Origin of the sequence: Spirosoma pollinicola, assembly GCF_002831565.1 — a bacterium.
Classification (GTDB): domain Bacteria; phylum Bacteroidota; class Bacteroidia; order Cytophagales; family Spirosomataceae; genus Spirosoma; species Spirosoma pollinicola.
In genome coordinates this window covers 1,168,998-1,194,066 of record NZ_CP025096.1, presented here as the reverse complement: position 1 = coordinate 1,194,066, position 25,069 = coordinate 1,168,998, and the positions used below count along the sequence as shown (strand labels likewise).

General features: G+C 48.2%; 21 protein-coding genes. 8 read left to right on the top strand and 13 right to left on the bottom strand.

What is annotated here, in order from left to right; translation table 11 throughout:
• Window positions 1–158: 158 nt before the first annotated feature.
• The 5 genes from CWM47_RS05200 (at window position 159) to CWM47_RS05180 (ending at window position 5,145) form a co-directional block, all read left to right on the top strand.
• Entirely contained in the window at window positions 159–1,271 is a 1,113-nt protein-coding gene (locus CWM47_RS05200) for an HlyD family secretion protein (RefSeq protein WP_100986842.1), read from the top strand.
• A 9-nt stretch (window positions 1,272–1,280) separates the two neighbouring features.
• A complete protein-coding gene (locus CWM47_RS05195; RefSeq protein ID WP_100986840.1) occupies window positions 1,281–2,894 on the top strand; it encodes a DHA2 family efflux MFS transporter permease subunit in 1,614 nt (537 codons plus the stop codon).
• An 88-nt stretch (window positions 2,895–2,982) separates the two neighbouring features.
• Window positions 2,983–4,320, top strand: coding sequence for a TolC family protein (locus CWM47_RS05190; protein ID WP_100993746.1), 1,338 nt, complete (start codon window positions 2,983–2,985; stop codon window positions 4,318–4,320).
• 93 nt (window positions 4,321–4,413) lie between these two features.
• Window positions 4,414–4,644 (top strand): acyl carrier protein, encoded by a 231-nt coding sequence (locus tag CWM47_RS05185; protein WP_100986838.1) that lies wholly within the window; start codon window positions 4,414–4,416, stop codon window positions 4,642–4,644.
• Between the two features lie 195 nt (window positions 4,645–4,839).
• Window positions 4,840–5,145, top strand: a complete 306-nt coding sequence (locus CWM47_RS05180) for a plasmid stabilization protein (RefSeq protein ID WP_100993745.1) — start codon at window positions 4,840–4,842, stop codon at window positions 5,143–5,145.
• Window positions 5,146–5,256: 111 nt separating this feature from the next.
• Here the strand turns inward: CWM47_RS05180 and CWM47_RS05175 are convergent, their stop codons facing one another.
• The 5 genes from CWM47_RS05175 to CWM47_RS05155 form a co-directional block, all read right to left on the bottom strand.
• Complete coding sequence (locus tag CWM47_RS05175) at window positions 5,257–5,967, bottom strand: 2-phosphosulfolactate phosphatase (RefSeq protein ID WP_100986836.1); 711 nt, start codon at window positions 5,965–5,967, stop codon at window positions 5,257–5,259.
• Between the two features lie 142 nt (window positions 5,968–6,109).
• Window positions 6,110–7,216 (bottom strand): glycine cleavage system aminomethyltransferase GcvT, encoded by a 1,107-nt coding sequence (gene gcvT / locus CWM47_RS05170; protein ID WP_100986834.1) that lies wholly within the window; start codon window positions 7,214–7,216, stop codon window positions 6,110–6,112.
• 58 nt (window positions 7,217–7,274) lie between these two features.
• Window positions 7,275–8,729 carry a TonB family protein gene (locus tag CWM47_RS05165; RefSeq protein WP_100986832.1) on the bottom strand — a complete coding sequence of 485 codons (1,455 nt, stop codon included), beginning with the start codon at window positions 8,727–8,729 and terminating at the stop codon, window positions 7,275–7,277.
• 69 nt (window positions 8,730–8,798) lie between these two features.
• Window positions 8,799–9,440: a hypothetical protein gene (locus tag CWM47_RS05160; protein ID WP_100993744.1), complete on the bottom strand. Its 642-nt coding sequence runs from the start codon at window positions 9,438–9,440 to the stop codon at window positions 8,799–8,801.
• 126 nt (window positions 9,441–9,566) lie between these two features.
• A complete protein-coding gene (locus CWM47_RS05155; protein ID WP_100986830.1) occupies window positions 9,567–11,489 on the bottom strand; it encodes a pseudouridine synthase in 1,923 nt (640 codons plus the stop codon).
• 261 nt (window positions 11,490–11,750) lie between these two features.
• On the opposite strand from CWM47_RS05155, the gene CWM47_RS05150 reads away from it, so the two are divergent.
• Complete coding sequence (locus CWM47_RS05150) at window positions 11,751–13,721, top strand: acetoacetate--CoA ligase (protein WP_100986828.1); 1,971 nt, start codon at window positions 11,751–11,753, stop codon at window positions 13,719–13,721.
• Between the two features lie 89 nt (window positions 13,722–13,810).
• On the opposite strand, the gene CWM47_RS05145 is transcribed toward CWM47_RS05150, so the two are convergent.
• From CWM47_RS05145 to CWM47_RS05125, 5 genes are all read right to left on the bottom strand, one after another.
• Window positions 13,811–14,362 (bottom strand): RNA polymerase sigma factor, encoded by a 552-nt coding sequence (locus tag CWM47_RS05145; RefSeq protein ID WP_100986826.1) that lies wholly within the window; start codon window positions 14,360–14,362, stop codon window positions 13,811–13,813.
• 466 nt (window positions 14,363–14,828) lie between these two features.
• Window positions 14,829–17,264 (bottom strand): 3-hydroxyacyl-CoA dehydrogenase/enoyl-CoA hydratase family protein, encoded by a 2,436-nt coding sequence (locus CWM47_RS05140; protein ID WP_100986824.1) that lies wholly within the window; start codon window positions 17,262–17,264, stop codon window positions 14,829–14,831.
• A gap of 50 nt (window positions 17,265–17,314) precedes the next feature.
• A complete protein-coding gene (locus CWM47_RS05135) occupies window positions 17,315–17,923 on the bottom strand; it encodes a nucleotidyltransferase (RefSeq protein WP_240625716.1) in 609 nt (202 codons plus the stop codon).
• A gap of 10 nt (window positions 17,924–17,933) precedes the next feature.
• On the bottom strand, window positions 17,934–18,404 hold the full coding sequence (locus CWM47_RS05130; RefSeq protein WP_100986822.1) for a MarR family winged helix-turn-helix transcriptional regulator: 471 nt from the start codon (window positions 18,402–18,404) through the stop codon (window positions 17,934–17,936).
• Between the two features lie 253 nt (window positions 18,405–18,657).
• Window positions 18,658–19,908: a peroxiredoxin family protein gene (locus CWM47_RS05125; RefSeq protein WP_100993742.1), complete on the bottom strand. Its 1,251-nt coding sequence runs from the start codon at window positions 19,906–19,908 to the stop codon at window positions 18,658–18,660.
• Between the two features lie 129 nt (window positions 19,909–20,037).
• Between CWM47_RS05125 and rsmH the strand changes: the two genes are divergently transcribed.
• The gene (gene rsmH / locus CWM47_RS05120) at window positions 20,038–20,943 is read left to right on the top strand and encodes a 16S rRNA (cytosine(1402)-N(4))-methyltransferase RsmH (protein ID WP_100986820.1); all 906 of its coding nucleotides are present in this window, start codon (window positions 20,038–20,040) and stop codon (window positions 20,941–20,943) included.
• Between the two features lie 121 nt (window positions 20,944–21,064).
• Here rsmH and CWM47_RS05115 read toward each other — a convergent pair whose 3' ends face one another.
• From CWM47_RS05115 to CWM47_RS05105, 3 genes are all read right to left on the bottom strand, one after another.
• Complete coding sequence (locus CWM47_RS05115; protein ID WP_317046720.1) at window positions 21,065–21,862, bottom strand: FKBP-type peptidyl-prolyl cis-trans isomerase; 798 nt, start codon at window positions 21,860–21,862, stop codon at window positions 21,065–21,067.
• 126 nt (window positions 21,863–21,988) lie between these two features.
• Window positions 21,989–22,972 (bottom strand): FKBP-type peptidyl-prolyl cis-trans isomerase, encoded by a 984-nt coding sequence (locus CWM47_RS05110; protein ID WP_100986816.1) that lies wholly within the window; start codon window positions 22,970–22,972, stop codon window positions 21,989–21,991.
• 86 nt (window positions 22,973–23,058) lie between these two features.
• Window positions 23,059–24,015, bottom strand: a complete 957-nt coding sequence (locus CWM47_RS05105) for a fasciclin domain-containing protein (protein WP_100986814.1) — start codon at window positions 24,013–24,015, stop codon at window positions 23,059–23,061.
• Between the two features lie 269 nt (window positions 24,016–24,284).
• Between CWM47_RS05105 and CWM47_RS05100 the strand changes: the two genes are divergently transcribed.
• Window positions 24,285–25,022: an isoprenyl transferase gene (locus CWM47_RS05100; RefSeq protein WP_100986812.1), complete on the top strand. Its 738-nt coding sequence runs from the start codon at window positions 24,285–24,287 to the stop codon at window positions 25,020–25,022.
• Window positions 25,023–25,069: the final 47 nt, after the last annotated feature.

Genomic DNA, 25,069 nt, shown 5'->3' with positions numbered 1-25,069 from the left:
ATACTGGAACAATTTTCGACAAATGATTGTACAAAGATAGTCAACCAGCTTGACTTTATAGTCAACTAGGTTTACTTTTGCCCAACAATAGTCAAACATGTTGACTATCAACTTAGTTCTTTGCACGGCATCAGCTTATGTCCAAACTTTACTGAAATATGGCAACCTTAACAGAACCAATGGCAACCACAGAAGAGAAAAGCGGAATTAAAACGTATCTACCTCGTATTATTATTGCCCTCGTCGTACTAGTTGGCGGTTATTTTGGCTACAAAGCGTATGTACACAGCCAACAATACGAAACAACCGATAATGCGCAGATTGATGGCAACTCGGCTCCTGTACTGGCACGCGTAGCTGGTTATGTGACAGCCGTAAATGTCGATGACTATGCAAACGTGAAGCGGGGCCAACCTCTGATCACAATTGATCCACAGGAATACGACGTAGCTCTGGCCCAGGCCGAAGCCGATTATCAGCAAACAGTAGCCGATCTTGAAAACGCCCGCGCCGATGTACAAAATGCGCAGGCCAACGCCCGCAATGTAGCCCAGAACGCCCGTGTAGCCCAATCGAACGCACAGGTACAAGCCGCCCGTCGCGACAAATCACGGCAGGATTTACAACGCGACCAGAACCTGTATAAAGAACAGTCGCTCACGAAAAAGCAACTGGAAGATTCCCAAAGCAATACTGAAGTACAGGCTCGTCAATACGACGCCAACGTGGAACAGATTACACTGGCCAAAACGTCGCAGGGTGTAGCGCAGGCAGGTATTGCCAAAGCACAGGCAAATATTCAGAAAATCCAGGCAGTCCTGAAAGTGAAACAGGCGGCAATCGACAATGCCAAATTACGCGTTGGGTATGCCCGTCTTGCCGCGCCAATTGCCGGTAAAATTGGCCGCAAAAACGTAGTTGTCGGCCAGTATGTACAGCCTGGTCAGAACCTGTTCACGATTGTTGCCGATTCAACCTTTTGGGTAGTGGCCAACTTCAAAGAGACACAATTGGAGAAAATGAAGCTTGGTCAGGAAGTTGACATCAAACTCGACGCCTACCCAGACCTCGACATCAAAGGTCGCGTGGCCTCCTTGTCCGACGCTACCGGCGCCAAGTTTGCGCTATTGCCAGCCGACAATGCCTCAGGTAACTTCGTTAAAATCACCCAGCGTGTACCCGTGAAAATTGAGATCCTGAATCCCGAAAAATACAAAAATCAACTGCGGGCGGGCCTTAGCGTAGATGCCGAAGTGCGTGTAGCAAACTAACTACGAAATATGGCAACTCAAACATTGGCTCCGCCTGAGCAACTGGGATTACCCACGGGGTTCAAAAAGTGGATAATCGTCATCACAGCTATCTCGGCGGCCATTATTGAATTAATTGACACCTCCATTGTGAATGTCGGCCTGACAGACATTGCCGGTAACCTCGGCGTTACGGTGGAAGATGTGTCGTGGGTAGTAACGGCCTATGCTATTGCCAACGTCATTGTGATTCCAATGACCGGCTTTTTGCAGCGGTATTTTGGCAGAAAAGACTATTACGTAGGGTCCATCATTCTGTTTACGATAGCTTCTTACGGTTGCGGTTTCGCCGATAATTTATGGACGCTGGTCGCATTCCGATTCCTACAGGGTATTGGCGGTGGCGCGTTGCTGTCAACGTCGCAGGGACTGATGTTCGATTCGTTTGCCCCTTCGCAACGGCCGCTGGCTTCGGCACTTTTTGGAATGGGTATTGTGCTTGGTCCCACCCTTGGCCCTACTCTGGGCGGCTATATTATCGACAATTACCACTGGAGCTGGATGTTTTATATCAACATTCCCATTGGTATTGCAGCCGTTCTGCTGAGCATCGCCTACATCGACAAGAAACAGGACGAACTACATATCGATCGAAAGTCCATTCACATCGACCAGACGGGTATTCTGCTGCTGGCGGTTGGTATTGGCAGCCTGCAATATGTGCTGGAGCGGGGTGAAGCCGACGACTGGTTCGATAGTAAAGTAATTGCCTGGCTGGCAGTAGCGGCAGTCATAGCGATTCCGGCCTTTATCTGGTGGGAACTTCGGGGAACAAAAGAGCCTGTTGTTGACCTACGAGCCCTGAAGAACCGAAACCTGGCCGTTGGCTCTATTCTGATGGTCGTCATTGGCTACGGTCTGTTTACATCGGTTTTGCTATACCCACTCTTTGCCCAGCGCATTGTTGGATTAACGGCCACCCAAACCGGCAAACTGTTGATTCCCAGTGGATTGGCAACCCTACCTATGTTTGCCCTGGTTGGGCGGTTAATGGCAAAAGGTGCATCGCCGAGGTTGATGGTGGTGATTGGGTATGTCGCCTTCTCGACCTTCTGTTTCATCATGTCGACCTACAATATGGATGCATCGAATGGCGACTTTGTGTATGCACTCGTTATCAGGGGAATCGGATTGGCATTTGTGAACGTACCGCTTATTAACCAGTCGGTTTCGACACTGTCTCCCCGCGAATTACCTACTGGCATTGCCATTGTCAACATGATGCGGCAGGTGGGTGGTGCATTCGGCGTAGCCATTACCAACACCTACGTTACGCAGCGCATGGCTGTTCACCGGGGCGACCTTACATCGAATCTGCAACCGGGCGATATGCTCACGATGGAGCGACTCAATGCCATGACACAGGGATTGGCCGCCAGGGGTGTCAACGCCTTTGATGCGGTTACGGGAGCGTACAAAAATATGGATCTGATTATTTCCAGACAGGCGCTCATGCTCTCCTACCTGGATACATTCAAACTGGCGGGCCTGTTTTTCGTAGTCTCGTTCCCTTTGTTGTTTTTACTTAAACGCAAAAAAATGGACGCGGCAACGGCTAAAGCCATTTCCGACTCAGCTCACTAATCCTGTATTTGGTGTACGGTTTTCAGCTTTTGACATGCGCATCAGCAAATTGAAAACCGTATACCAGATACTGAAAACCATCTTACTTATGCAGTCAAAATTCCTTACAATAGCCCTGTTGCTGGCAGTTTGTGTCGCTCAGGCGCAGACTCAACCCGTACCACTCCCCGACGATCTGCGGGCGTTGGTTCAGCAAGCCAACACGAATTATCCAAGCCTGAAACAACAACAACAACTGATTCAGGCCAATGAATTACGTACTGATATTGCCCGCACGGCGATGCGGCCAAACGTGAACGGTAACGCGTCATATCAGTATGTAACACCCGTAGCCCAGGCAACCCTCCCCGTCGACGGTGTAAATAGAACGCTTCAGTTCCAGCCAAATCACAACGTCAACGCTAATTTGGGCGTTGGGCAAACGATCTACGACTGGGGCAGGACCAATGCATCTGTAAAACAAGCAGCCGACAATGTTCAGGTTTTGCGCCGTGGGTTAGAGATCACCCAGCAATCGCTGGCCTATCAGGTGGCGGCAGCGTACTATGGCATTGGTTTTTTACAACGTAGTCTGTCTGTTCAGGATTCGGTTATTCAAACGGCCGGAGCCAACGTCAAACTACTCGTTACGCGCCTGCAAAACGGCGATGCGCTTCAGTATGATGTGCTTACACAGCAAGTTCGGGTAAAAACAGCGCAGAATCGGAAGATCGAGATTCAGAATCAGCTGGAGCGGCAACTGGCGGTACTAACCTATTTGACGGGTAATTTGAATCCCGATATTAGCCGTGCCATGAGCCAGTTCAGTCTGGAGGCAACCGGTGGCAGTGCAACCACACAGCCTTACATTATTGCCGAAGGACAGACAGCTTTAGCAGGCAATAAAGATGTTCAGTTGGCGCAGGATCGCGTTCGGCAGGCCGAAACGGATATTATCGTAAACGATTTATCCGGTCGTCCAAACCTTAGTTTCTTGGGTTCGGCAGGCTTTCGGAACGGGTATTTACCCGCGATCAACACGCCCCGTTTCAATATTGCAGCAGGGGTATCGCTCATCGTTCCTATTTATGCCGGAAAACGGTATCAGTTGCAAAACCAAGCCGCACGACTCAATCTGAACGCAAGTCGCTATGCCGTTGAGAATGCCAATGCGCAGGTTCGGCAGAGCATCGCGCAACTCAACGCCGACATTCGCAGCAACCAAACCCGATTAGCCAACCTCGAAACACAGGTACAACAGGCACAGCAAGCGCTTCAGATTGCCAACGCCCGTTTGCGGAACGGCGTTATTACAAATGTTGAATTGCAAAGCGCCGAAGTTGGTGTAGAAGAAGCTAAACTTGGTCAGTTAAATTTCCAATATCAACTGATGCTTAACCAATTGGAGCTAAAAAGACTGTTGGGGGAGACTTTGCTTGGAAATTAAACTTTGTTAAAAATGACGGAACCCACATACTAAACTGTGGATAGTTGGTATTCTATCAATAAAGGCACTGGTTGATAAAACAAAGAACGTGTTATGAAGAAGCGAGTGATTGGAATTCTCAAAGCATTTGGCGTACAGGAGTCGGCAATAACGGACCAAACTCATTTTTCACGTGATCTGGGTCTGGACAGCCTCGACACTGTTGACCTAATTATGCAACTCGAAAAGGAATTCGGCATTCGCATTCCCGATGAAGATTATGAGAAGCTAACCACCATGCAAGGTCTGTTAACGTATCTTGAAGCTGAACAGGCCGCTGCCTAACTGTACGTTTGTTTTAAATTCTCATATCATTAACCAATAAGCCAAAAAGGAAGCATGTACATGCTTCCTTTTTGGCTTATTGGCATTTATGCTGGTAGACTGGTAATCTCATACCATAGTACGTCTATACCGGCCAAACACAACAGTTGGGTTTGCAGTTTAGTGGCCAAATGTACAACTAAACCAACCACAGTTATGCCACAGGGAGATAAGTCGGCTTACACTGATAAGCAGAAACGACAGGCGGAACACATTGAAGAAAGCTACGAAGATCGCGGTGTACCCGAAGAAGAAGCCGAAGCCCGTGCCTGGGCAACGGTCAATAAAATATCGGGTGGCGGCAAAAAGAGCGGTTCAGGACGCGGCCATGCCGAAAACAAAGAGCCGACTAGAACTGGTGGTCGAAAAGGCGGTGCCGCTTCAGCTTCGCGCACGGCAGAAGAACGCTCGGCCTCAGCTAAAAAAGCAGCGGCCACCCGGAAGAAGAACGCAGCCAGTTAGTGGTTATCAAGTACATGAAAAATTGATAATGTAGAATGATAAATTGTTAACTGTCAGCATTAGACTGCTATTCATTCATCATTCTACATTATCAATTTACTGAACCATTACTTAAACCTGCATACTTACCAGCGCATTGCCCCGCAACACCGGGACGACGTCGTAAAGATCATGCTGCAAACAGTAGGTGATGTCTTTCTGGATTCCCAACCGCTGAAGGCGTTGGATGTGCGACGAACTGGACAGATAGCTTGGCAGATTGTCTTTCCCCTGACAATACAGCCGCCATGCCATGATAGCGCTGTCTTCGGCCATGGCGTAACTATCCTTCAACCGGTCGACCAGTGCCCCGGCAAAGAGTGTATCTTCCATATTGACACGGCCTTTCCAACCCGCACAAAGCACCATTACGTCATAGCGCTCAGTTTTAAGAAAGCGGGCAATAGCATCCAGATTCAGAAACGAGCCAACCAGCACCTTTACGGCTGAGCGTGATTTGGTAATAGCAAGGGTTCCGTTGGTGGTGGTCATGGCCACGTTAGCACCCCGAATCCGGTCGTCCATGTACGTGAAAGGCGAGTTATCCAGCTCAAATCCATCAACCTTTTTGGCATTCCGCTCGGCTGCGGCCAGATACCCGCGCTCCTGATAGAGTTGGCACTCGTCAATCGTGGCTACGGGAATAATACTGTTTACGCCATAGGCAAAGGCGGTCACCATGCACGAGGTAGCCCGGAACACATCGGCCACAACGACAATTGTATTTTCAATGTCGTGCAGGTGTAATAAATCGGGCGTTAAGCAAACATCAATTTGTTTCATAGGAACTTGAACCGGGATATTAACAGAATTTGATGGATTAAACAAGATTACAGAAACCCTTGTAGTGTCTTGAAGAAGAATAGATTCTTCCTGTCTACAATCTTGTTCAATCCGTCAAATCCTGTTAAAATCCCGGTTCTGATTATTTTTTTACGAAAGGGGGTTTAACGACCTGTGCTTTCAATAGGCGATCGCGGACTTTGACAAAAATTTCGGAACCGGGCTTGCTATATGCGGTTTGCACGTAGCCCAGGCCAACGCCTTTGCCAAGTGTAGGCGACTGAGTGCCCGATGTTACTTCGCCAATTTTAGTCCCCTCGGCATCGGTAAGTTCATAATGCCCGCGCGGGACACCGCGTTCAACTAACTCAAAGCCAACCAGTTTACGGAAAACACCCTGAGTTTTTTGGGCTTTCAGTAGATCGGCGTCGATGAAGTCATGCGTGAATTTCGTTACCCAGCCTAAACCGGCTTCAATGGGCGATGTTTCATCGGTGATGTCGTTACCGTAGAGGTTATAGCCCATTTCTAACCGGAGTGTATCACGGGCGCCGAGGCCAATGGGCTTGATACCAAAGGGTTCACCAGCTTTCATAATCGCATTCCAGACGCCCTCGGCCTGGTGGTTCGATACGTAAATCTCGAAACCACCCGCACCCGTATAGCCCGTTGCCGACACAATTACGTTGGCATACCCGGCAAAGTCCGTTTTCTCGAACGTGTAATACTCCATCGAATCCAGATCGGTCTGCGTAAGCGACTGCAAGGCTTTAGCGGCTAACGGTCCCTGCACAGCAAACAGGCACATATCGCCGGATACGTTCACCATGCTGAGCGGTGCGCCTTCGGTATCGTAGTCCGATACATACTGGCTAATCCAGTTCCAGTCTTTTTCGATATTCGATGCGTTCACAACGAGCATATACTCCAGTTCATTGATCCGGTACACCAGCAAGTCATCCACAATACCGCCCCGGCCATTTGGCAGGTAGCTATACTGCACTTTACCATCATACAAAACGCTGGCATCGTTGGCCGATACGCGTTGAATAAGACCTAAAGCACCCTCGCCTTTGAGGATGAACTCACCCATGTGCGAGACATCGAACATGCCCACGCCATTGCGAACGGTATTATGCTCGTCGAGATCGGACGAGTAGCGAACGGGCATCTCGAAACCCGCAAACGGTACGATCTTCGCACCTGACTGCTGATGAATATGATGAAGGGGAACTTGCTGAAGCGACATGTACACAGGGGTTATCCGGCAAATTTACCGAAAAACGTGGTTGCTACCTGTAAACAACTCAATTCAAATTAAAATTGATTGGCAAGTTATATTTTACCCGGACCCTCTCGCCCCGTTGCGTACCTGGTTTCCATAAGCCATTGGTGGCTTTGACTACACGGGCCGCTTCTTCATCGGCACCAAAGCCAATGCCTTTCAGGACACGCACCTCATCAACACCGCCATCTTTATCAATAATAAAACTGATAAATACCCTACCCTGTACTTTAGCCTGTTGTGCTTCGGCAGGGTAGCGCAGATTCTGACTTAAGAATTGACCCAGCGCCTGCATGCCTCCTTTAAATTCGGGTTGCTTCTCTACGATCGTATAATATTGGACAGATCCATCCGGCGCTAACGCTTTACCGCTTTTAGACATCCCTTTATCATATTCTTCTTCGTAAGAATATGACCCATCTACGTATCGACCTTGCCATACGCCCTGCTTGAAGCCATTTTCATAATTCCCCTCCTCCGTATATGTTGTGTACTGGGTTGTGTCTGCATGCGACTTAACCCGACCAAAATAATAAGCCCGGCCCATACCCTCTTTAACTGTTTGATGGCCCGTACTATCCCAAACTGATAAAACGTGGGTGGGTGCACCGGGCATTCCCGGTTTTGGTTTGTCTATAGCCCGAATTTGCCTGACCTGCCCGTTTTGATACCAGGAGGTACTCACATATTTTTCGTCGAATTCTTCGATTTTTTCGGCGACGGTACCGTTAGTATGATAACGTAATTCGGTACCAACACGCTTCCCATCTTTAAAATACACCTCCCGTTGGAGAGCACCCTTATCATCAACACTAACCAGCAACCCATCCAGGTAAATGATGCTGTTTGCATAGCCAATTAAATACCCTGTTTCTCCCGATGCGCCCCGAACGGCATTTGGTTTCTTAATGAGTGGCATTCGTCGTTCCTCCTTCCAGGAATTTCCTTTGGCTTTATAAACCACCATATCGCCAGCGGGTATGCCTAATGAGTCTATCGGTGAAGTTTGTTTATACCGAGCCTTACTACTATCGGCAACCTGCTTTTCGTTGGTATCAAAGTAGCTGATCCGGGCACCATTTTCATAGACAAACGGTGGGTTTGGTTTAAACGCAATGGGAATACTGACCTGCTGTCGCACGAGTTTCCCCGCTTTACTAGCTGGCTTCCAAGCATTGAAGAGTTTGAAAACCCGCAAGGCTTCGCGATCGCAGTCGGGTCGAAACGAATTCATCAGCTTTACCTCGCTGATACGCCCGTCTGTTTCGATGATACCGCTTACAACCACTCGACCGCCAACACCCTTTGCTTCAGCAGCGATTGGCTTTCGAAGATTTGCCTGTAAAAATGCCGAGAGATAGGGCATGCCACCACGAGGTTCGGCGGCCGTATCCGCTTCGAAACCCTGATAAAACGCAGGTTGAGCAACTGATGAGGAACCCCAACTAAGGAGAAATAAAATAGACCAGAATTTCATAATGATACGATGTGTGAATCGTTCGAAATATATGAAAAGGTCTTGTTGAGGCCAAGATACGGACGCTATTTATAGGGAAAGGCGTCCTATTGACAGACGCTCAACACCAGCGGCCACTAAGGCTTCCATTTGCGACTCGGTGGCGTCGTCGGCAACGATCTTCACCCCTACTGATTTCGGGACGAGTTGGCGGAACTTTAAAGCGGCTTCGAGGGAGAAGCCCACGTTAAGGGCACCTGTCGCGTTTTTAATAAAATCGGCTCCGGTATCCGTTGCGATCTTGATCATTTTCCCGACTTGCTCGGGATCGAGCAGCGAGGTTTCCAGAATTACGGTAAAAGGCTTTTCCTGCGCATGAACCAGCGCCACCAACTTGGCCAACTCAATCTTCAGCCAGACGGAGGATGACGAGAACAGGGCCGATGTATTCAGCACCACTTCAATCTCACTGGCACCGTCGCGTAATGTCCACTCAATTTCAGTTTGCTTGGCTTCCGTGCGCTGGTACCCAAACGGGAATCCGATCACGGTTGCTAAAACCGCCGGATGGTTCTCTCCGAGTTCGCGACGAAATTTTTTCACCCAAAATGGCGCAACGGTCAGGCCAGCCATGCTCAGTTGGGTTACCTCATCGAGCGCGGTATACTGCTCCCCAATGGTCACACCGGGATGCAGCAATGTACGCTCAATGTAAGGAAAGAGGTGATTCATATTTGTAAAGAGCGAAAGACCGGGCCGCCGGTGCGGTGAATGAGTGAATGAGCGAATTACTAACGTAATGTTCATCGCTCTTTCACTCATTCACCGCACCGGCGGCCCGGTCTTTCGCTCTTTAATCTAAGAGTTCAAATATTTCAACTTCACAACCTCTTTGGGGTCGAGGAAGCGCCATTTGCCACGGGGTAACTCTTTCTTAGTTAAACCGGCATAAGTCGTGCGGTCAAGCTTGCTTACTTCGTAGCCGAGGCTCTCGAATATGCGACGCACGATGCGGTTGCGACCCGAGTGAATTTCGATACCAACGACATACCCGTCGGGCGTAACAATGCTCACCGCGTCGGGTTTAATGGGGCCGTCTTCGAGTTCAAGACCTTTTTTAACGACCTCAAGGTGTTCTTCCGTAAAGGGCTTATCCAGTTCAACCTGATAGATTTTCCGGATATTGTTCGATGGATGGGTTAGCTTATCGGCCAGTTCACCATCGTTTGTTACCAGTAACAACCCGGTTGTGTTGCGGTCTAAACGACCTACAGGATACATACGAAAATTACCCGCATCGGCTACCAACTCCATAACGGTTTTGCGCTCTTCGGGGTCTTCAGTTGTGGTGATATAGTCTTTCGGCTTGTTGAGCAATACATATACGAACCGCTCAGGAGTCAGCGACTTGGTGCCATACTTAACCGTATCGCCTTCTTTCACTTTATACCCCATTTCGTTTATGACTTTTCCGTTTACCGAAATGTCGCCACGGGCAATTAACTCATCGGCTTCCCGACGTGAACAAACGCCCGAATTGGCAATGTACCGGTTCAGACGCGTCGTTCCCGGTCCATCGTTACGGTCGCCGGATGGCTGGCGTTTTGGTTTGTCCGATTCGCTTTCGCTGGGCTTACCATGACGTTGATCATCACCCCGATCCCGTTTAAAGGTATCATTGGCGCGGGTTTGCTCCAGATTATAATTTGGTGCTTTGGTAAAGTTTCCCGTGCGACGGTCGCCGGAATCTTTCCGTTGCTTGCTCGTAAAGCGTTCCTCGTCTTCGGGGCGGTCGTTACGACGGCCGCTAGGCTGGTCTTCGCTACCAAACCGGTTGCGTTCGTCGGCCTCGCGGCTGAAACCACCCACCCGTTTGAAGGCTGGCTTGTCGAATCGACCCGCTCCACCATCACGTTTGTTATCGCGCGAAAAACGCGAACCGCCAGTACCCGAGTCACTCCGACGATCTTTATCACGCGGAAAATCACTCCGGCCTATACGTGGACGATCGCCTTCACGACGGTCATCCCGTTTTGGGCGATCTGTACCAAAACGGTCGGTGCTGCGTCCTTTATCGTTCGGGAAACGTGGAGAATCGGTATCCCGGCTGCGTTGGTCCGGACGTTGTGGACGGTCCTCGCGGTTGAAGCGCGGTGCGCCCGTTGGTCCATCTGTACGTGGTCCATCAGATTCGGTGCGTGGTGTATTAGTTCTTGGTCCGGCTCCGGCTGGTCGATACGTGCGATCTTCCCGGTTGAACCGGGGGCGGTCATTATCAGCAGGGCGGCTGGATTTGGGGCGGTCGTTATCGCGGCTGAACCGAGGGCGTTCACCATCAGCAGGCCGGTCGAATTTTGGACGGTCTTTACTGAAACGAGGACGATCTCCATCGGCAGGCCGATTAAATTTGGGGCGGTCACTCTGTCCGCGGTCGAAACGCGGCTTTCCGGCTGGCCCGTCGCTACGTGGTCCGGCGGGTCTGAAAGGCCGGTTCGGTGCGCCTGAATCTCGGGAAGCACCCTCACTTGGTCCGCTGTTGCGGTCGTTATCCCGGCTGAAACGGGGACGGTCTCCATCGCTGGGCCGGTTGAATTTGGGGCGGTCGTTATCCCGACTAAAACGGGGACGGTCATCACCCCGATTGCTATTGGTACGTGAACCCGTTGGTCCACTGGTGCGGGCGTCATCGCGACGGCCGAATGAACGACCATCCCGCCGTTGCGGATCACCATCACGGCTTTGTCCGGCATCCCGGTCGTTCTTTTCTGAATCTTGACTCATGGAATAATACAGTAAATCAGATTTTATTTAGATAAATCTGACTGATTGTCAGCATAGCTGTTACTAAAAAATACAAAATGGGCCACAAAGTTAAGGCTTTTCAAGACAACCTGACTATGTGCTTTTTATTGCAACGCTTTTTATCGAAAAAACAATCCGCAGAAGCCCTCAGTCGTTAGTGAATACCGAGCTATTGGTACAGTTATTTTTTGGCACCCATAAGTGCTAACCTATATCCATCATTCTAGTCAAAATACATGTATGTCCAGACCCGCCATGACCCCACTTTACAAACCCACCCGAGCTGCCACAGAACAGTCATTGTTGAAACGGTATATGGATTGGTTGTTCGTAAAGAAAGGCTTGTATTTTCGGGATTATGACGATTTATGGGACTGGTCGGTAACAGATCTGGAAGATTTTTGGGAGAGCATCTGGCAGTTTTTCGATGTTCAGAGCCATACACCTTATCATCAGGTGTTTTACAGGCCCAACAAGCTCGACATGATTGGTGTAAGCTGGTTCTCAGAAGCTACGCTCAATTATGCCGAACATATTTTTCGCCATGGCAACACGCAACGTCCGGCTATTTTATTTTCTTCTGAACAGCAGCCTATTGTGGCAAGTCTGTCGTGGGATACATTGGAGCGTCAGGTAGCGGCTATGTCGGCCTACTTACGTCAGCAGCGGGTTGGTGTAGGCGACCGTGTAGCGGCTTTACTTCCTAACAGTCCCGAAGCGGTTGTGGCATTTCTGGCTACCAATGCCATTGGCGCCGTATGGTCCAGTTGTTCGCCCGATTTCGGGACATCCAGCGTAATTGACCGGTTCCGGCAAATCGAGCCTAAAATCCTGATCGCGGCTGATGGTTACACGTATAACGGCAAACAAATTGATAAAACAGACGCCATTTCTGAATTGCGCCGGAAGCTGCCAACCGTTCAAAAAGTCGTTTGGGTCCCGTATTTAGATAAAGAAAGCGAGTTAGCGGGTACCATCAGCTGGGACGAGGTTCTGGATACGCCGGCCCCCGATGGTTTAACGTTCGAACCTGTTCCGTTCAATCATCCTATATGGGTGCTGTACTCGTCGGGTACAACGGGTAAGCCAAAAGCCATTACCCACAGTGTAGGCGGCTGCTTACTTGAGCATCTGAAAGCACTGGCGCTCCATCAGGATGTTCGGATTGGCGACCGGTATTTTTGGTATTCCACCACGGGCTGGATGATGTGGAATTATGCTATTGGTTCCATGCTCGTTGGCGCAACGCTTGTTCTGTATGACGGTGCCGCCGGTTATCCGACCATGAACGCACTCTGGAAACTGGCCGAAGAGGCCAGGATCACTCATTTTGGCGGTGGTGCAGCCTATTATCTAGCCTGCTTACGGGCGGGATTGAGACCCATCGATACGGGAAGTCTGGCAAGTTTACGCACTATTGGCTCAACAGGCTCTCCGTTGCCACCCGAAGGTTTTCGATGGATTTACGAAGCCGTCAAACCATCTGTCTGGTTAATTTCGCTAAGTGGCGGCACCGATGTATGCAGCGGCTTCGTGGGCGGCAATCCACTCTTACCCGTCTATGAGGGCGAAATTCAGTGTCGACTATTAGGCTGTAAAGTCGAAGCTTTCGACGAGAATGCCAGGCCCGTTCGGGGTGAGATGGGCGAGATGGTTATTTTAGAACCAATGCCGTCGATGCCCATCTACTTCTGGAATGATCCCAACAATGACCGATACCGAAAAAGCTACTTTGAGGAATATCCCGGCATCTGGCGACACGGCGATTACATCCGTATTACGGAGCGAAATGGCATTATCATCTACGGCCGCTCCGATGCAACCCTCAACCGCGACGGCGTTCGAATTGGCACCAGTGAAATTTACAGTGCTGTCGAAAGCCTGCCCGAAATTGCTGATAGCTTAATTGTTGGCATAGAACAGCCCGGCGGGAAATATTTTATGCCTCTGTTTGTGGTTCTGGACGAGGGAGCCAACCTGACAGCCGACTTAATTGACCGTATAAAACATACCTTACGCAGTCAGTTCAGCCCACGTCATGTACCCGATGCTATATACGCAATAACCGAAGTTCCCTACACAATAAGCGGCAAGAAACTCGAAACGCCAGTCAAGAAAATTTTGTCTGGCATGAATGTCTCTTTGGCTACCAGTAAAGACACCGTCCGCAATCCAGCCTCATTAGATCAGTTCATATCGTTTATCAAATAAAACCAGTCAGGAATCAATAGTGAACCATATAAAACAGATCAGCCCATACATAAAGCATGGGCTGATCTGTTTTATAAACGAATTATATATTACGCAGTATACATTTTTTCATATAGCCGATAAATTTTATCTCTACTTCGTTTCAAGCGCATCTTTACGGTGCTTTCTTTCAAATCGCAGGCCTCGCCGATGGCAGCAATGCTCATACCATCTTCATACTTAAGCCTCAATAATGCCTGTTCGCTTACAGAGAGGGACTCCATAGCCCTATTAACCAGATGAAGCGTTTCTTCGTGCAGATAATCTTCTTTTACTTCGGGAATGTCGTGTTTGAAATTTTCGTCAATCCCCGTGACGTGCATCCTTCTTGCCAATCGAATCTGGTCTGAGCAATAGTTATAGGCTATAGAATAAAGCCAGGTGGAGAAACTTGACCGCTCCTGAAAGGCATCCAGTTTGTGAAAAACCTTCAAAAAAATGTCGTGGGTAAAATCTTCAGCTTTGAGGGGATCTTTTGTCATCGATAAGCATCGTCGGTAGACTTTGTTAACGTAACGATTGTAAAGAGCCTCAAAACAGTGGGCAGGCTGACTCGACAGGTATCGTCGAATCATATCTTCGTCACTTAATGGAGCATTCATTTAATTTGATGGGTTAGATTACTTTATGAGTGTAGGCTAATTGTGTTTACAAGTTAAGCAAATCGCCATATAATCGGTTTCGTAAAATTGATGTAAATATATTAAATGGCATAAAATTTGATACAATTAAGCCTGATTTATAAACCCATCTACAATTAATACTATTTTTCTTAACCTAATTATCATTGTAAGAGACTGTTGTTACTCAATAGCCTAATTAAAAAACAAATCTCAAGTATATGACCGCAGTAGAATTCAACTATACGTATTCATCTAGTCCATTTTCTGGACTGGCATCAATATCTAACTATATCAATCATCAGTTTTAAAACTTATTTTTCTCATAAAAGCATCCTTGAGTGAAGTAATTAGCCATGTGATCAACAAGCAAAAAGCACACCCCAAATTATATATCTGGTGGTGTGCTCTATAAACCTTTACTAAACAAATTTTCGACTAGACTACACTAATTCCGCAGGGGTTTACCACCTGTTAACAAGCTTTGAATCCGTTCCAGGGTTTTCTTCTCACCTGTGAGTGACAGGAATGCTTCCCGCTCAAGATCAAGTAAATATTGCTCCGATACTACCTGCGGAGCACTCAGGTCGCCCCCACAAATGACATAAGCCAGCTTATCAGCAATTTTCATATCGTGGTCCGAAATATAACGCCCCATTCGCATGGCAGCTAAACCCGCTTTGAACAATGCAATACCTGTTTTACCCTGTACTTTTATGTCAGCGCGGGGCTTGGGCTGCGTGTAGCCATTTTCGGCCAGTTCAACAGCGGCTTGTTTCGCTTCGGCCAGTAAACGGCTGCGGTTAAGCACAATCTGATCGGTTGAGCGTAGGTAGTTCATTTCGCGTGCCTCCTGCGCCGAAGTCGAAACCTTGGCTGTAGCGATGTTCATGAACACGTTTTGAAGAATATTCAACTCTGGGTCGCCGGATTGGTAAAGATCGGAGGCACGAGCCGCCATTTCCTTCGTACCACCACCCGCCGGAATCAGGCCAACGCCTACTTCTACCAGGCCAATATAGCTTTCGGCATGAGCCACAACACGGTCGGCGTGCAGCACGGCTTCGCAGCCGCCCCCCAGCGTGAGGGTATGCGGAGCTACGACAACCGGAATGGACGAGTAGCGCAGGCGGGTAATGAGTTTCTGGAACTGCGCAATCATCAGGTTCACTTCATCAAACTCCTGCTCAACGGCAAACATGAACAGCGTAGCCAGGTTAGCCCCCGCCGAGAAGGCCTCGACCGAGTCGTTGCCAACTACGAGTCCCCGGAAGTCTTTCTCTGCCAGCGAAATACCTTTGTTGAGTGCTTCCGAAACACCCTGCCCAAATGTGTTCATTTTGCTTCGAAACTCGACGTTCAGAATACCATCGCCAATGTCGTAGATAGATGCATCAGCATTTTTCCAGACGACATTGTTACTCAAGTTTTCCAGAATCGTGAAGGCTTCGGCACCCGGAATAACCTTATAGCTTTTGGTTGGGATGTCGTAGTATTTCCGCTTGCCGTTTTCAACCCTGTAGAAATTATCGAATCCCGCATCGAGCATATCGTACACCCATTGGGCGGGTTTTTGCCCCTGGGCTTCGATCATGTCCAGGCCATTCTTTACGCCAATAGCGTCCCAGGTTTCGAACAGGCCTAACTGCCAGCCAAAGCCAGCCGTAATGGCCGCGTCGATGCGGTAGAGTTCATCAGAGATTTCGGGGATACGATGCGTGGCATACTGGAAACCATCAGCAAGGGTTTTACGATAAAACTCACCCGCTTTGTCTTTACCAGCTACCAGTACCGGGAAGCGTTTTTTGAGGTTGTCAATCGCCTTGGTACTTTCTAGTGTAGCAAATTTTACTTTTTGCGATGGCTTATACTCGAACGTTTTCAGGTCAAGCGCCAGAATCTGCGTCTGACCTGTCGAGTCCTTCGTTTTCTTGTAATAGCCCTGACCGGTTTTGTCGCCGAGCCATTTATTCTCCATTAGTTTCTGCACCGAAGCGGGTAGTTCAAAACTTGCCCGAGACTCGTCGTGCTCCATTTTGACCAGATTACCCGCTACGTTAACGGTCGTATCCAACCCCACTACATCCGATAACCGGAACGTGCCCGACTTGGGTCGCCCAACTACGGGGCCGGTAAGTTTATCGACTTCTTCAACGGTCAGGCCCAGTTCTTCGGCCACCCGAATGGTCTGGATCAGCGATTGGATACCGAGCCGGTTGGCAATAAAACCGGGGGTATCTTTACATAAAACGGTCGTTTTGCCGAGGTACAAATCTCCGTAGTTCATCAGGAAATCAATAACCGCCGGATCGGTATCGGGGCCGGGAATGACTTCGAGCAAACGCAGGTAACGCGGTGGATTGAAAAAGTGCGTGCCGCAGAAGTTACGCCGAAAGTCTTCGCTCCGGCCTTCGGCCAGCAAATGCATGGGAATACCCGATGTATTAGACGTAATGAGTGTGCCGGGCTTGCGGAATTGTTCAACCCGCTCGTAAACCGACCGCTTAATATCCAGTCGCTCCACAACAACTTCAATTACCCAGTCGTAGGTAGCAATCTCTTTCAGGTTATCGTCGAAATTCCCCAGTTTGACCCGTTCTGCAAATTTTGGGCTGTACAATGATGCCGGACTGGCTTTCAGCATGCTCTGAAATGCATCATTGACAATACGATTTCGTACTGCCGGGCTGTCGGTTGTCAATCCTTTGGCTTGTTCGAGGGCATTTGGCTCCTTCGGAACGATGTCAAGCAGAAGAACATCGGCGCCGATATTGGCGAAATGGGCGGCAATACGCGAGCCCATAATGCCCGAGCCTAATACGGCAACACGCCGAATGGTACGATTTTTAGCCTGGGTTTTAGGTTTTTCTAAGGTAGCTTCCATGCGTTTTGTTTTACTCGGGGTCTGGTAATAAAGAATGTGAGTGATGAAGATCAATCCGCTTCTCTATCTTTTTTTATTTTAATTAACTCGTCAACGTCATTCAAATCTTTAGGACGACCGGTTGCCAGCTTTTCTGTGATCAAGTCATTCAATTGAATAACTTTAAATGATACGCCGTCAAAAAGTACATCGATGGCTCTTTTGTAACAGGCATCGAAATCAACATCCCGAAACGCTTTGAGATTATACCCCATATCAAGCGTAAACCCATACTTCCCAATAGCCACAGATGTCCAACTGAACGCAGCCCGACCAAAAATCAGTGGAACATCTTTCAGATAAGAAGCGCCAACAACATCGTTTTCCTCCAGAGCAAGAATCAAATTCACTTTCGTTTCCTCATCTGATTTAATCCATAAATCCATATCCTGCGTTGTCCGAATATGGCCATGAACAACTCCCGCCATACCACCTACCAACAGAAACTGAACATGGTAGCGATTTAAGCTTTGAAGCAGGAGTAAAACATCATCGTCGGCGATGTTCATGTTTTTAGGTGGGTTCTTCGGATTCGCATGATAAAGTTTCGATGCTACGCCCATCAGCCGCGTAAACGCCTTCAGTCGGTTCTCAGCAGGGTTGTTCAGGATAGCATTCATTATTGCATCGTTAGTCCAAAGGCAACTCCTCCGGCTCGCCCGCTTTAATCTTGATGTTTTCTTCTTCAACCATCTTGTTGATCTCTTTCATAACGTCGAAAAAGACAACCAGCTTATCGAGCGGAATCTTCTCCCGAATCATGTTATTGAATTGGATAACGCCATCGCGCGCCATTTCCCGTTTTATTTTCCCTTCCTCGGTGAGGTAGATTCGAACGAAGCGTTTATCGTTTCCGTCTACTTCGCGTCGAATCAGGCCGCGCTCTTCCAGACTCTTCAACATTCGAACCAGCGACCGTGGCTCCATGCCCAACAGCGGACCAATTTTGGTGGCTGGGGTCCCTTCATCGAGGTCGATATTCAGTAATACGTAGCCAATTGCCATTGTAATGCCGAAGCGGGAAGCATAGGCATTGTACATACGCGAAATGGCGTGCCAACCCCATTTTATATGAAAATCAACGGTCTTCTCTTTTTTCATGATCGGTGTCGTCCTCAGTCCAACTTCTGGACGTAAATCTACAGTTTTTTTTGAAAACCGTATGCATGCATACCAATATGTCTCGACCGGGATTTTACCTAGATTTAAAAGATTAAACAAGATTGATGCATAGGCAGAGCTATTTTAATCTAAACTTGAATAAGCAAGACCAGCAGTATAGCCTTGTGCATTAATCCTGTTTAATCTTTTAAATCTTGTGAAAATCCCGCAGGGACGCCTGTGCGGTTCTGATTTACTCCGCAACTAGCTTATCAATCAACCGATTGAACTCTTCTACATATTGATCATAATACTTGCCGGTACCGGGGCCCGAGAAACCGGTATGGATATGCCGTACCTGCCCTTTTTTATCAATGAAGATGGTTGTTGGAAACGCGACGACCGCATTTAGATCGGGCAACGCTTTAGACGCCTGCGCTTTATCGTTAGTACCCGCCAGTACAATAGGGTAATCAATTTTGAAGCGCTGTTTCATTCGGTCAATCTTCGGACCGGACTCGGCCATTTCCGGCGACCGCTCAAAAGAGAGCCCAACGACCTCTATACCTCGTTGTTTATTTCGCTTATACCAGGGACTCATGAAATTGGTTTCATCCATGCAGTTAGGGCACCACGAACCCATAATCTGTACAATCGTTACTTTATTTTTGAATCGCGGATCGGTCATTGACACCTGTTTGCCATTCGGTTCCGGAAATGAGAAGTTGAGTGTCTTGGCGCCAGGCTTTAGGTAGGTGAGTTTGGCAGGGTCAGGGAGCTCTGCATTTGGGTCAAAATGAGCCACCCAATCCTCATAACCCGAAACTCCTGCCCAATGACCACCCGTTAGTGTTTTAGTAACCGGGTTGTGTCTGGCTTTAAAAAGATAAATATGCGAACCATCAAAGCAGGACATAAATAAACTGTCGCCTATAACGTTCCCGTCGAGATAACGATAGTCTCCGGTGGGTGTCAGGAACGTACCGCTTAACTGATTCCCCTTCTGATTGAACACGCCAACGGCATTAACCGTATCCACTTTCCCGGTTTTACTGCCGAAGTCCGTTGCCCATTTTCCACTTAAATTGGCCGACGCAGCCTTTCCCGGTGCGAAGCGATACGTTACACCATGTTGGGCTTCAAATGGCAAACTTTGCACTTGTTGTGCTGTTCTGCGCCGACGCCATACGCCCCGGAGCAGATTACCGTCTATCTTTGCCACTAATTCCGACTCAAACAAGGCCATTGGAATATACAAAGAGTCACCCTGAACGGTAGCGGCATCCATCGGTAGGCGTTCATTGCCGTTAATAGCAAAAACGGCGTATCCTTTAGCATCGCCTGCTGTTGGTTGAATGTCCAGTCCGAACGGGAGGTCACCACCTTTGGTTTTCAGAACAGCCCGGTAGGTACCCGGTTTGACAGTTGCCGGAGCAGATTGCCCTGAGCAGGCAACTGGCAATGAGAGAAGTGCAACGGCTGCGATAGAGAGGAGATTTTTCATTTTATTGATAAATTCAGGATGCAGGTTGTAGTTAGTAGCTAAAAGTACATTTTTTAACGTACTAATGATGTATACGAGCTGAGCTTCAACGTCCAAAAATAACGACCACCTAAGACGGTTAGTTTCTAAATGACTAATTACCACGAACCTGTTTTATTACAAGCCTGTATCGATGGCCTGAACCTGCAACCCGGCGGCACTTACGTTGACATTACCTTTGGCGGGGGCGGGCATAGCCGCGAAATCCTCAACCAACTGGAGGATGGCAAGCTTTTTGGCTTTGATCAGGATGTCGACGCGCGCGCCAATGCGCAGGCTATTGCTGATCCCAGGCTTACGTTTGTGGCGTCGAATTTTCGGAATATCAAACGCTACCTACGACTCTACAAAGCCGAGCAGGTCGACGGTATTCTGGCCGATTTAGGCATTTCGTCGCACCAGATCGACACCCCCGAACGGGGCTTCTCAACCCGCTATGACGCCGATCTGGATATGCGGATGAATCAGCAAGCCGATAAGACAGCCCGCGATGTCATCAACGACTATACGGAAGCGGATTTGCACCGAATCCTGGGCATGTATGGCGAAATTACGAATGCCCGAACGGCAGCCAGCGCCCTCGTATCGGCCCGCTCCAACCGCTCCATTAATACGGTCAACGACCTTAAAGCGGCACTGCAACGCCTGGCACCTCGCGGTAAAGAGAATAAATATTTCGCTCAGGTTTTTCAGGCACTTCGAATCGAGGTAAACGAAGAATTGCAGGCACTGGAAGAGTTTTTGGAGCAGGTGCCGGATATCTTAAAACCCGGCGGCAGGCTGGTGGTTATGTCCTATCATTCGCTCGAAGACCGGCTGGTGAAGAACTTCATCAATAAAGGAAAATTTCAGGGCGATGTAGAGAAAGATTTATTCGGCAATGACATTAAGCCGTTGCAGTCGGTTACGCGCAAACCTATCGAAGCGTCACCCGAGGAAACAGCCCGTAACCCCCGCGCCCGAAGCGCGAAACTTAGAATTGCGGAGAAGATTTAGGAGCGTGTCGCACGGGTGGAAACCCGCGACAATTAATAGAATCTCGGGTTTCCACCCGCACGACACGCTCTAACAAAAAAAGCCCGATATGAATCGGGCTTTTTTTGTTAGAGCAATTGACTTACTGAGCAGAAACCAATTCTATATCGAATCGCATTGGTGCGTAAGGAGGAATGCTACCATTGCCCGCAGTGCCATAACCAAGTTTAGATGGCATGATGATCGTTGCTTTCTCACCAACTTTCAGCTTAGCCAGGCCTTCATCGAAACCAGGAATAGATCGCCCAAGCGTTGTTGAATAAGTGCCGGTTCCGGTGCTATCGAACGCCGATACAGCTCTTAATAACTTCCCTTTATATTTTACAGTCAGGGTTTGGTTAGCCGTTGGTGTGGCACCTGTCGAATTATCAAGGGTTTTGATAAACCGTAATCCGGTTAGCGTCACCTCGGTTGGTGTCAGCTTGTTGGCCGTCATATACTCGTTGATCTGTACATCTTCTGAACGAGTTTTTTTCAGGGTCACATTTAGTCGAACAGGCACATCAGCCGGCACCTTGCCGTCACTACTTCCCGTCGAACCAAAAGCATAGATAGAGGGCAATAAAACGACAGCCTGATCGCCCTCATGCATCTGCAGTAACCCTTCGGTCAAGCCTGGATTGGTAGACACCAGATAAGCGTAATTTGCCTTTGTGGCATAAGTCGAATCAACAAACGAATCGACAATGACCGATGCATTGCTGGTGCTGTGTGTCAGTGCATAAATCGAGTAATTGAACTCTACTTCTTCGCCATTGGCAGGTCTTACTGTCGATCCGCTCAATTTTGTAAGGGCAACATAAGTCCCTGTGGTTGTCATTGTTCCCGACAGGGCTTTGCTGGTTGCATAGGTTTGTATGTCGGCTTTATTTGATTGCAAAACGGTGTCACTACCAGGATTAATGTCACTTTTGTTACAGGAAACTAATCCACCAACTAGCAGGAGACCGAAAATTGATAACGAAATTTTACGCATGAAAATAGACTGAATTTAAATTGTCTTATACTACAGATTTATCTTAATTACCTCAACATCAAACCGTAGAGGTGTATTGGGGGCAACTTTATACAGCTTGTTCGTTTTGTCAACAAGGCCAGTTGTGCCAAAGCCAATTGACGAAGGAAAAATGAATGTTGCTTTTTCACCAACCTTCAGCTTCAAAAGTCCTTCCTTAAATCCAGCCAGATTATAGGGATCGACACCGGCCTTGGTACTATCGAAACCCACTGCGGTTTTGGCTCGCAACTGTTTAGCCACATAATTAATGGTCACACTCGAAGTCGCCTTTATCGTGTCTCCGCTAGTAGTACTCAGGGTTTTAATAAACCGCAAGCCAGTTGCGCTAACAGTTGTAGGGGTTAGCTTATTGGCGGCTAAGTACTCATTGATCTGTTGTTCTTCGGTACGGGCTCTAATCAGTTTTACATCGAATCGAACCGGTGAATTGGCCGGAATAGTACCATCGGTGGAGGCAACACTACCATACCCCAGAATCGAGGGCATAATCAATATAGTTCTTTCGCCTTCGTGCATTCGTCGCAGCCCCTCTTCCAGACCAGCTTTCATAGACCCCGAAAAAAGCGGGAAAAATACAGACGTTGTGGCATAGAGCGAATCTACTTTTTTAGCCGTTACGGCTGTTGTACTCGTTGCGGTGGTGCTGGTCGCCGTTGTACTGGTAACGCCATTACTGGGGCCGTTCAGCACGTAGAGTACATAATTAAATTCAACCTCTGACCCATAATTATCGACTACCGTGGCTGAGTTCGGTTGCGTTGAGGCCAGATAAAGCCCCGAACTGGTTGTTGTTGCCGACATCCCCTGGCTCACAAGGTATGTTTGAAAATCTCTACCGGCTACATACGTCTGAATATCGTTCTGATTGGCCACCAAAGTAGCCGCAGCATTACTGGCAACGTCTTCTTTTTTACAGGAACTTAACCCGCCAACGATCAGGGCAAACAAAATGACAAAATGAACTGTACGCATGCAAATAGAGCAACCTAGCATCTTTACTACTACGCTCAATGACCCCGAAACGTGGCGGAGGGTTGTAAACAAATTAAATTTTATCATTAGGGTTGTAATACCTGATCGATAATATGAATCACTCCGTTCGTGGTAGGCAGGTCGGCCTGTTTGATCGTAGCCACTGTATTATTCTTATTACCTTTTAGTGTAATCTGATTCGCGGTGGCAGTAATCGTAACTTTATTTCCAGTCAACAATGTATTTAGACTTCCCGTTTGAAGTTGATTTGAAAACGTTACGCCAGGCACCACATGATACAATAGTATATTGGTCAGTACCTGCAAGTTGGCCGAGTTGATAGCTGCAAGATCATTATATCCAGCGGCCATAAAAGCGGCATCATTTGGCGCAAACACAGTAACCCGATTTGTTGATGACTCGTTGTTCAGCGTTGTTAGTAAAGCCGGATTACTGGCCCCCACGCGCCCTACAGCGGCTGTCAGAAATGTTAGATTTGGTGTGTTTTGAATCGTGGTTAGCAAATTTCCGGTAGCCGGTGTCAGTAACCGGTCTATACTATGTATATACCCGTTGGCAACGGCGATATCAGCTTGAATTACCTGCGCGTTGTTAACAAAAATCTTCCCGTCCGATGATTTATTCACATACGCAACACCTTTACTGGCTGTTACAACGGCATTCTGACCCGCAGGAATTGCCGATGCTGAAACAGATCCATACAATACATGGTATAGCAGAATCGCTTTTACCTGTTCTTTAGACAAGGCCGAAATAGCGGCTGGCGATGCCAAACCCGATGCCTGAAAAGCGGCATCATTAGGCGCAAACAAGGTGAGATTTCCCCCTTTGAGTACATCACCGGTCTCGGAATAAAGCATAGCAAATCGCAGCAGACCAAACTGGCTGTCTTCCAGAATTCGGTCTGTTATGGTTGGGGGCACGGCTACCGTGTCATCACCCTTTTTACAATTCACCAAAGCCACCAGTAAAAACAAAATCACAGAAATCCGCCGGATTCCCATCCAAGAAATGGAGTTCATAAAAAAACAGAAGGGGTTAACAAGAAACTGTATAAAAACGCCAGTCTCCGAATTATAGTCTTCGAGGACAAAGATAGGGGATGTGAGTCGGGAAGCTAAATAAGTCAGCAAGTAACTGGCGCGTCTGTTGCTTTCGTCTATCTGCTGATGTGGTTCGTCACTTACCGACTCACTGACTTACCAACTTACTGACTTATTTAACTTACCGACTTACTAAAATTCCGTATCTTCGCGGTCTTGTTAACTTATGTTAAAACTCCCCACTTGGGATGAAGGAACACATTGACCCGAGCAATCTGCCCCAACACATAGCCGTTATCATGGACGGAAATGGACGATGGGCGAAAAAACAGGGCGCTGCCAGGGTATTTGGCCACCGCAATGCGATCAAGGCCGTACGCGACACAACGGAAGGATGCGCGGAATTAGGTATCAAATACCTGACACTCTACGCGTTTTCGACTGAGAACTGGAATCGTCCCAAATTTGAAGTAGATGCGTTAATGACGTTGCTGGTTCATACCATTCGTGGGGAGATTAAAACACTGATGGACAACAACGTGAAGTTGACGACCATTGGTCATACCGGTAGTTTACCGTCTGATTGTCAGCGCGAACTGGCTGAGGCCATGCGAGAAACAAGCCAGAATACCGGATTAACGCTGGTGTTGGCACTTAGCTACAGCGGTCGGTGGGAAATTCTGGAGGCTGTTCGTCAGCTAGCGGCAGAGGTGCGTGATGGCAACCTGACGCCCGACCAAATTGATGAAACCGTGTTTGGGCAACACCTCAGCACGAGCGGCATGCCCGACCCCGAGCTCATGATCCGAACCAGTGGCGAAATGCGTATCAGTAATTTTATGCTCTGGCAAGTGGCTTATTCTGAATTATATATGCCTGATGTTCTCTGGCCCGACTTCCGCAGAGAACACCTGTATGAAGCTATTTTAAGTTACCAGCGACGTGAACGTCGATTTGGAAAAATAAGTGAACAATTAATTAAATAAGACAGGGTGAGAAGTTGACGCTTGCGATAAAAAGGTTTGACGCGTTA